The sequence below is a fragment of the Clostridium sp. genome (genome assembly GCF_016650095.1).
In the GTDB taxonomy this organism is placed as follows: Bacteria; Bacillota; Clostridia; order Clostridiales; family Clostridiaceae; genus Clostridium_AD.
Window position 1 is genome coordinate 1 of sequence record NZ_JAENWL010000116.1, and the last position, 9,279, is coordinate 9,279.

At 33.8% G+C, this 9,279-nt stretch carries 8 protein-coding genes and 2 other annotated features; of the genes, 4 read left to right on the plus strand and 4 right to left on the minus strand.

What is annotated here, in order from left to right:
• Window positions 1–983 (minus strand): sodium/proton-translocating pyrophosphatase (locus tag JJE11_RS08725; RefSeq protein ID WP_291634627.1); only part of this gene is annotated, 983 nt, incomplete at its 3' end.
• A gap of 221 nt (window positions 984–1,204) precedes the next feature.
• Window positions 1,205–1,427 (plus strand) — a binding site (T-box leader).
• 168 nt (window positions 1,428–1,595) lie between these two features.
• On the opposite strand from JJE11_RS08725, the gene leuC reads away from it, so the two are divergent.
• From leuC to leuA, 4 genes are all read left to right on the plus strand, one after another.
• Window positions 1,596–2,858: a 3-isopropylmalate dehydratase large subunit gene (leuC, locus tag JJE11_RS08730; protein ID WP_291634629.1), complete on the plus strand. Its 1,263-nt coding sequence runs from the start codon at window positions 1,596–1,598 to the stop codon at window positions 2,856–2,858.
• Window positions 2,858–3,352, plus strand: a complete 495-nt coding sequence (gene leuD / locus JJE11_RS08735) for a 3-isopropylmalate dehydratase small subunit (RefSeq protein WP_291634631.1) — start codon at window positions 2,858–2,860, stop codon at window positions 3,350–3,352. The genes leuC and leuD overlap by 1 nt, the downstream gene beginning before the upstream one ends.
• Window positions 3,349–4,422, plus strand: coding sequence for a 3-isopropylmalate dehydrogenase (gene leuB / locus JJE11_RS08740; RefSeq protein WP_291634633.1), 1,074 nt, complete (start codon window positions 3,349–3,351; stop codon window positions 4,420–4,422). The genes leuD and leuB overlap by 4 nt, the downstream gene beginning before the upstream one ends.
• 32 nt (window positions 4,423–4,454) lie before the next feature.
• Window positions 4,455–4,670, plus strand: a binding site (T-box leader).
• Between the two features lie 54 nt (window positions 4,671–4,724).
• A complete protein-coding gene (gene leuA, locus JJE11_RS08745) occupies window positions 4,725–6,389 on the plus strand; it encodes a 2-isopropylmalate synthase (protein ID WP_291634635.1) in 1,665 nt (554 codons plus the stop codon).
• Between the two features lie 46 nt (window positions 6,390–6,435).
• On the opposite strand, the gene JJE11_RS08750 is transcribed toward leuA, so the two are convergent.
• From JJE11_RS08750 to JJE11_RS08760, 3 genes are all read right to left on the minus strand, one after another.
• Complete coding sequence (locus tag JJE11_RS08750) at window positions 6,436–7,104, minus strand: VTT domain-containing protein (protein WP_291634636.1); 669 nt, start codon at window positions 7,102–7,104, stop codon at window positions 6,436–6,438.
• A gap of 264 nt (window positions 7,105–7,368) precedes the next feature.
• The gene (locus JJE11_RS08755) at window positions 7,369–7,716 is read right to left on the minus strand and encodes a DsrE family protein (RefSeq protein WP_291634637.1); all 348 of its coding nucleotides are present in this window, start codon (window positions 7,714–7,716) and stop codon (window positions 7,369–7,371) included.
• A 179-nt stretch (window positions 7,717–7,895) separates the two neighbouring features.
• Window positions 7,896–8,753, minus strand: a complete 858-nt coding sequence (locus JJE11_RS08760; RefSeq protein ID WP_291634639.1) for an O-antigen ligase — start codon at window positions 8,751–8,753, stop codon at window positions 7,896–7,898.
• Window positions 8,754–9,279 lie beyond the last annotated feature (526 nt).

Sequence of the window (9,279 nt, forward strand, 5' to 3'; positions counted from 1 at the left end):
ATACGCTCCCATCCGAGTACATTCCAAACTAGAAAGAAGGAAAGTATTGCAATTATTGCAGAACTAGCGTAAACACCACGCCGGAGAGCCGCTAAAAGGCCCTTTTGCTCAGCTTTCTCCCCTGATTTAACAAAGAAGGTTCCAATAATAGATGCTACTACGCCAATCGACGCTATAGTCATAGGAATTGCCACACCAGAAACTCCAAGTCCTGCCGCTACAGCAAGAGCAGCTGTAGATACTATTGACCCAACATAGGATTCGTATAAATCCGCACCCATACCAGCTACATCCCCGACATTATCTCCAACGTTATCAGCTATTACTGCAGGATTTCTTGGATCATCTTCTGGAATTCCAGCTTCAAGCTTCCCAACAAGATCTGCACCTACATCTGCAGCTTTAGTAAATATACCTCCACCAACCCGTGCAAATAATGCCATGGAGCTAGCACCCATTCCAAAGGTTATCATTGCACTAGTTATATTTTGAATTCTTAGAGCTGGTTCTAAATTTCTATAAAAAAAGTTCAATAAATAATACCATATGCTAATATCAAGGAGTCCAAGACCTACAACTGTAAGTCCCATTACTGCACCACTAGAAAAGGCAACATTTAAAGCACTGTTAAGGCTTTTTCCAGCTGCATGCGTAGTTCTAACATTTGCTTGTGTAGCAATTTTCATTCCTATAAATCCTGAGAGACCTGAAAAGAACCCTCCACTTATGAATGCAAAAGGTACAAATGGAGTAAGAAACCCAAATGCTACAAGTATTCCAAGTATTACAAACATAGCTACAAAGAAAAGAACCACTCCTGTATATTGCCTTTTTAGATATGCATCTGCACCCTTTTGAATTGCTTCAGCAATCTTTTTCATCTGCTCTGTTCCCTCATCTTCTTTTAATACTTTTTTTGCAAGATATCCAGCAAATGCAAGTGCTAATATAGAGCAAATCGGAGCCAAAATCATTAAACTCATAATAACTACCCCCCTCGTATATTTTAAGTTAAAATTATTATAAAAGAATTATTCATCATTATATATTATAGCACTTAAAACCATTTATTAGTAATTCAAACCATATTTTAGAAAAATATTATTCCATCAGAATTATCTGCCCTTCCGCAAAACTTCATTTGTAATTTTAAATATTTCTATTGACAAACAGTAAATTGATTGATAGAATGACAAATAATATAATAAAGACTTTGACAGGGACAATTAGGCATCAGGATGTTTTCCAGAGAAGGGATAAAGCTGCGAACCCTAAATAATTAGATGTTGAAACTTACCCTCGAGTTGTGGACTTAAACTAAGTTGTACTTAATAGTGAGCTTATTAGTAAGTTTTACCGGTGAATGCCGTTATCTTTAATTAAGTTATAAATATGGGTGGTACCGCGACAAACTCTTCGCCCCAAGTGAGGAAGTTTGTTTTTTTTGTACCCTTTTTTTAGTAAGTTGTTATAAAGACAAAAAATAAAGTATTATTTAAGGGCAATAAAAAAACTTCAAAATAGAAGCCAGTCAGATAGCTTCTATAAACTCAATAGAGTGTTTCACAACTTTTAAAAGGGGGATTATAACTAATATGGGAATGACGATGACACAAAAAATACTAGCGTCACACGCTGGTTTAAGAGAGGTAAAAGTAGGCCAATTAATTATGGCAAATCTTGACTTAGTTTTAGGTAATGATATAACAACACCCGTAGCTATAAATGAGTTCAACAAAATGGGTGTTGATAAAGTTTTTGATAAGAAGAAAATTGCTATTGTTCCAGATCATTTTGCACCAAACAAAGATATTAAATCTGCCGAGCAATGTAAATGTACGCGTGAATTTGTATATGAAAAAGGAATTGAAAACTATTTCGAAGTAGGACAAATGGGAATAGAACATGCTCTATTACCAGAAAAGGGACTCGTAGTAACTGGCGATGTTGTAATAGGTGCTGATTCTCACACTTGTACTTATGGTGCTTTAGGTGCTTTCTCAACTGGAGTTGGATCAACTGATATGGCAGCAGGAATGGCAAGTGGAAAATGTTGGTTTAAAATTCCAGAGGCAATAAAATTCGTTTTAACTGGCAAAATGCAAAAATGGGTTTGTGGTAAAGACGTAATTCTTCACATCATAGGAATGATTGGAGTAGATGGCGCGCTGTATCAATCAATGGAATATACAGGAGAGGGTCTGCATAATTTATCTATGGATGACAGATTTACGATATCTAATATGGCTATTGAAGCAGGTGCTAAGAACGGAATTTTTGAAGTTGATGATAAAACTTTAGGATATGTAAAAGAACATTCAACTAAAACTCCTATAGTGTTTAGCGCTGACACAGATGCCGAATATTCAAGAGTAATAGAAATTGATTTAAGTACTATAAGACCAACAATCGCCTTCCCTCACCTTCCAGACAATACTAGAACTATAGATGAAGTTGGAGATATTAAGATTGATCAAGTAGTTATTGGCTCTTGTACTAACGGAAGAATAGAAGATCTTAGAATGGCTGCTAGCATATTCAAAGGTAAAAAAGTTAATCCCAAAATAAGAACATTAATCTTCCCGGCTACTCAAACGATTTATCTTCAAGCACTTAGAGAAGGTTTAATTGAAATATTTATAGAAGCTGGAATTGCTGTAAGTACTCCAACTTGTGGACCTTGTCTTGGCGGATACATGGGAGTACTTGCAAAGGGCGAGCGGGCCTTGTCTACTACAAACAGAAATTTTGTTGGCAGAATGGGTCATCCTCAAAGTGAAGTATATCTTTGCAGCCCAGCAATTGCTGCAGCCTCAGCTATAACAGGAAAAATTTCTTCACCAGAGGAGGTACTATAATGTTTAAAGGAAAAGTTATAAAATATGGTAACAATGTAGATACTGACGTTATAATACCTGCTAGATATCTTAATACTTCAGACGCATTCGAGCTTGCATCACATTGTATGGAAGATATCGATAAGGATTTTATACGAAAAGTTAAGAATGGCGACATAATGGTTGCTGGTAAAAACTTTGGGTGTGGGTCCTCAAGAGAACATGCACCTCTTGCTATAAAGACTGCAGGAATAAGTTGCATAATTGCTGAAACTTTTGCAAGAATATTCTACAGAAATTCAATTAACATAGGGTTACCTATTTTAGAATGCACTGAAGCTGCCATAGACATTGAAGAAGGAAATGATGTATCCGTAGATGTCACTACTGGAGTTATCACAAACAACACAAAAGAAAAAACTTATCAGGCAATACCTTTTCCAGCATTTATGCAAGATATTATAAGCGCTGAAGGTCTTCTTAATTATCTTAAAGAAAGGACTGACGCTGAATGAAAAAAATAGCTGTTATTAAAGGAGATGGAGTTGGCCCAGAAATTGTTCTTGGTGCAATTAAAGTATTAGATGCAATATCTAAAAAATACAATTTCCCCTTTGAATATACTTATGTTTTGATGGGTGGAATAGCTATAGACGAAACAGGATTTCCACTTCCAAAGGAAACTATAGATACTTGTAAAAATAGTGATGCGGTTTTACTTGGTGCTGTTGGCGGCCCTAAATGGGATAAATCTCCAGGCCATTTAAGACCAGAAACTGGTTTACTTGGAATCAGACGCGAACTTCAAGTTTTTGCAAATTTGCGACCTGCTATTCTTTTCCCACAGTTAAAGGATGCTTCAGCTCTTAAACCAGAAATCCTAGGAGATGACCTTGATATTATGGTTGTTAGAGAATTGACAGGTGGAATATATTTTGGCGAAAGAGCCAGAATCGACCTGGATGGCGGTGGACAAAAGGCATGGGACACAATGGCTTATTCGACTTATGAAATCGAAAGAATCGCTCGTGTTGGTTATGAAACTGCAAGGAAAAGAACTAAAAAACTTACATTAGTTGATAAAGCTAACGTGCTTGAGAGCTCAAGACTTTGGAGAGAAGTTGTTACAAAAATGGCAGCAGATTATCCAGACGTAACTCTTGAAGTACAATTAGTTGATAGTTGCGCAATGCAACTTATAAAAAACCCATCACAATTTGATACAATTCTAACTGAAAATATGTTTGGTGATATCCTAAGTGATGAAGCTTCAATGCTTACTGGATCACTTGGAATGCTTCCGTCAGCTAGTTTAGGTAACGGGACTCTTGGCATATATGAACCAATACACGGTTCAGCGCCAGATATCGCAGGCCGTGACATCGCTAATCCAATTGCAACTATAATGAGCGTAGCGATGATGCTTAGATATAGCTTCAATATGGAAGAAGCTGCAAAGGATGTTGAAAATGCAGTTTCAAAAGTTTTAGATAAAGGATACAGAACCATCGACATCATGCAAACTGGCATGAAATCAGTTGGAACTGTTGAAATGTCAGACCTTATTGCAAAAGAAATTAAATAATATAATCATCACATTTGGAAATAAATTAATTAATAAATGCTATGAACAGGAGTAGTAGAAGTCTTAAGAAATTCTCAGAGAGCCGAGGTAGCTGTGAATCGGTAATTTCAAGATTTTGAACTCACCGTGTGAGCTATCGCCTGAACCTAAGTAAGGTGGATCGTGAGTCCTCGCGTTAACAGGATATTGAGTGAGTTTTAGCTATAAAACTAACTAGAGTGGTACCGCGAAGAAACTTCGCCTCTTGATTGAGGTGAAGTTTCTTTGTATTTATTCCTAATAATTTTAAAGGAGTGTTTTAAATGTCATATAAAAAATATAAAGCATATGGTAGTATAAACCTTAAAAATCGTCAGTGGCCTAATAAACAAATAGAAAAAGCACCAATTTGGTGCAGTGTTGATTTAAGAGATGGTAATCAATCTCTTCCAATTCCTATGAATGTTGAAGAAAAAGTTAAGCTATTTAAATTACTTGTTGATATTGGCTTTAAAGAAATAGAAGTAGGTTTCCCTTCTGCCTCAAACACAGAATATGAATTTTTAAGAAAATTAATTGAGGAAGACCTTATACCTGAAGATGTAACAGTTCAAGTTTTAACTCAATCAAGAGAGCATTTAATCAAAAAAACCTTTGAAGGTCTTAAGGGAGCAAAAAAAGCTATTGTCCACCTTTATAATTCAACCTCAATTTTACAAAGAAAGGTCGTTTTTAACAAAAGCAAACAAGAAATCATTGATATCGCAGTTACTGGTGCAAAGCTTCTAATGGAATATAAGGATAAATATCCTGAAACAGATTTTTCTTTTGAATATTCCCCTGAGAGCTTTACTGGAACTGAGCTTGAATATTCCTTAGAGATTTGCGAAGCCGTATTAGAAATCTTAAAACCAACTCCATCAAAAAAGGCTATATTAAATTTACCATCAACAGTTGAAATGGCTACTCCAAATATTTATGCAGATCAAATTGAATGGTTTTGCAGAAGCATTAAGAATAGGGAAAGTGTTATAATTAGTCTCCACACTCATAACGACAGAGGTACTAGTACTGCGGCGTCTGAGCTTGGACTTCTTGCAGGAGCTGACAGAGTTGAAGGTACTTTATTTGGCAATGGCGAGCGAACTGGAAATCTTGATATTATGACAATGGCTTTAAACATGTATACTCAAGCAATAAACCCTAAATTGGATTTTTCAAATCTTTATGAAACTGTAGGAGTATATGAAGTCTGCACTAGAATGAAGGTACATGAACGTCATCCTTATGCTGGTGAACTAGTATACACTGCCTTTTCCGGTTCACACCAAGATGCAATCAAAAAAGGTCTTAAAGCTCGTACTGATGATAATAATGATTTTTGGGAAGTTCCTTATCTTCCAATTGACCCCCACGATGTTGGACGGGAGTATGAAGAAATTATTCGTATTAACAGTCAGTCCGGTAAAGGTGGTGCTGCATTTATAATGGAAAATGAATTTGGTTATATTTTGCCAAAAGCTATGCAAAGTAATTTTGGTAAACTCGTAAAAAATCAATCGGATTTACTTGGCACAGAACTTTCTGCAAATCAAATTTATGACTTATTTAAAAATGAATATGTAAATATAAAAACCCCAAATTCATTAAAAAATTATAGTATCCAATCAGTACAAAATGTTGAAACAGATGAAAACATAGTTAACATACAAGCATTAATCTCAGTACGCGGGAAAGAAAGAACTATTTCTGGAGTGGGAAATGGTCCAGTAGATGCCTTTTTTAATGCGTTACTTGCCGCAAATATTAATGGTTATAGCTTTATATCTTATGATGAACATGCTCTAGGAAGTGGATCTCAAGCAAAAGCTGCTACTTATATACAAATAGAATACAAGGGTAAAATTTATTTTGGAGTTGGTATTTCTGCAAATATTGATACAGCTTCACTAAATGCTTTATTTAGTGCTATTAATAGAAAAGGTTAATATAAGAGAAGGATGCCAATTAAAGCATCCTTCTCTTATAAAACAATCAATCCTCTGTATTATGGATATCATTTTCACCTTTTTTTCTCTTTTCTTTTATAAACACTATAACTACCGGCAATAGTGAACTAATTATTATAGCTATTAACATATAAGAAAAATGATTTTTTATAAAAGATAGATTGCCGAAAAAATAACCCCCACCTAAAAATAAACTTACCCATAATCCCCCACCAAGCATATTATAAGGAATAAATTTTGAGTAATTCATTTCTCCAATTCCAGCTACAAAAGGTACGAAGGTCCTAATTATAGGAATAAATCTTCCTATAATTATTGCCATTGAGCCATGTTTTTCATAGAACTTTTGAGCTTTTTTTAAATGCTCTTTGTTAATAAATCTTACTTCTTCTTTTTCTAATATTTTTCTACCAATATTTTTGCCAATATGATAATTAGTAGTATCTCCGAGCACTGCTGCAAAATATACTACTACTAAAAGAGTGAATATATTCATTGATCCAATTCCTGCTAGTGCTCCTGCTGCAAATAACATTGAGTCACCTGGCAAAAATGGCATAACAACCAAGCCTGTTTCAATAAATATAATTAAAAACAGAATAGCGTAAGTTAATACCCCATACTGTTGTATTAGTATAGCTAAATACTTATCGATATGCATTATTCCATTTATAAAGTTAATTAAAATATCCATGTTTTTCCCCTTTCCGTTATAGGTTGCTTCTATATATTTCCCTCTGTTTGATATTATATATTTGTAAGATTAAAAACAGATTAAAAAACTCTTAAATTTGGTTAAGAAGAAATAGACCCAAAGAGGTGGTTATCAAATTACCACAAAAGTATGATAAGTATTTGTGGGTCACCTTTAAATGGCAAGACGACAATAAAACAGAATCAAAGTTGATTCTGTTTTTATAACAAATTTCTTATATACTGCATTTTCATTATAATATCTTTAGAATGTTATTATTTTAATATCATCCTTTAAATAAGAAGTCAAAGGTTCACCCATGTATATTACTTCTATTCCCATTTTCTCTAAAACTTCTGTAACTCCATAATCGTCTGTACAAGCTTTACACGCTAGTAGCTCCACTCCTGAATCTTTTATTGAACCAATGTAATCTTGCACGTCTTTATCTTCACTCAGGAGTTTACTGGATGGTCCCCATATTATCAAGGTTACATCCTTCCACCAACCTCTAAGTTTTGCATTAATGGTATACATAAATACCATTTTCAGAGCAACTTCACGATCGCCACTTGTCCAAACTACTACCAGTTTATCTTTCTTATCTGACATATAATAACCTCCTTATTTTTTCTTTCTTATATAAATAAAAGTGAAATACCTAACAAAGTTGTAATTGCTTCCAATATTTCTCTTGGAAATACTTTTTCCTTAAATGCAATGATTGATTATAAAAAGTATATATTATTAACAACTACCCTGTCAAATTTCTTCATATATCATTTTCTTATTTACTTGGACTTATTATATTGTTTTACAAGCGCACTTACTATCGATGAACTAGCTATAAATAATAATCCAGTTTGTGGTTCAATCATTGTAAAATCAACCAATCCATGTCCTATTATTACAGCTTGAATACCTGCAATCATTGGAACTAATCTACAATTTTGTACATGAAGAGTCTTTAAATTTCTAAACAAATTAATTTTCATATAAGCATATATGGAGAGCCCAACAGCTCCAAGTGTAGTCATTATAGTAATCCAGATATTATGACCATGGTATAATGTTGCATAATAGTAACCTTTCATGAACTCTGCCCCATGCTCGGTTATTCCCATAATACCCCACCCTGTAAAAGGCTTAAGCTTTATCATTTTTAAACAACCATTCCATATTCCAAGACGACTAGCAAATGAGCCATCAAGATTATGGCCAATTACAATTTCTAACATGTGTGATGGCATAAGCGTAATTACTGCTGTAAGTATAAATATTGCTATAAACATCCACATATCTTTCTTATTACCTTTAAGAATATAAAAGATAAAAAGTCCAAATAATAGACCAATAAAAGCACCACGCGAAGCCGTTAAATACAATGCAATAACAAAGCAAACCGTTGCTGTTTGATAGAATAATTTTGTAGTTTTAAATGTAGTGCTACAGAAATAAAGCCCTATAAGAATCATTATGGCAAACCAATTACCTGCTACATTTGGATTTCCAAATGTACTATATATTCTATCATTAAATACTTGCTGGGAAGTAATTTTAAGAAATTTCGCCCAAATATTATAATTAAAATATACATTAATAACTTTCTCGATAATCCCTAAAATTGCTGATAATAACGAAAAACGCACTAAGTATATGCATATCTTTTCTACCTTATTTTCATTTTCGCAATAATTTTGTAAAAAAACGCTAATACATAAATATATAAATAGAACAAATGATAGGGCAATTGAAGCAAAACTATAATTTATAGCCCCCACTATCAATGACCAAATAAAGAGTAAGCAAAGTCCTATATTCCAATAATTTTTGTATATTCTCACTTTTCTAAACAACACCATATATGTCATATATATTGCAGGTACTATTGTTGTATAGGGGGAAATTACTGTTAAAAAGACTAAAATGACCATAATATAAAACCCACTTTCTCTTATAGTAATATACACTATTTCCTCAGTTATCCCCTTATGTTATTTAAGTTGCATATATTCTCCTACTTAGGAATGTCACTATTACCTTGTATTTTAGGTAATATACGATAAACTTCCAATAAAATAATATTTATAGTAAGCCACACTCCTCCAAAAATATATCCTGCGTAAACATCACTTGGGTACTGCGTTTGAAAGAATATCGGATTTAGCCCCACAA

Bases quoted from the DNA above. Each gene is read 5' to 3' on its own strand.
- leuC (WP_291634629.1), top strand. From the start codon at position 1,596: ATGGGAATGACGATGACACAAAAAATACTAGCGTCACACGCTGGTTTA.
- leuD (WP_291634631.1), top strand. From the start codon at position 2,858: ATGTTTAAAGGAAAAGTTATAAAATATGGTAACAATGTAGATACTGAC.
- leuB (WP_291634633.1), top strand. From the start codon at position 3,349: ATGAAAAAAATAGCTGTTATTAAAGGAGATGGAGTTGGCCCAGAAATT.
- leuA (WP_291634635.1), top strand. From the start codon at position 4,725: ATGTCATATAAAAAATATAAAGCATATGGTAGTATAAACCTTAAAAAT.
- JJE11_RS08750 (WP_291634636.1), bottom strand. From the start codon at position 7,104: ATGGATATTTTAATTAACTTTATAAATGGAATAATGCATATCGATAAG.
- JJE11_RS08755 (WP_291634637.1), bottom strand. From the start codon at position 7,716: ATGTCAGATAAGAAAGATAAACTGGTAGTAGTTTGGACAAGTGGCGAT.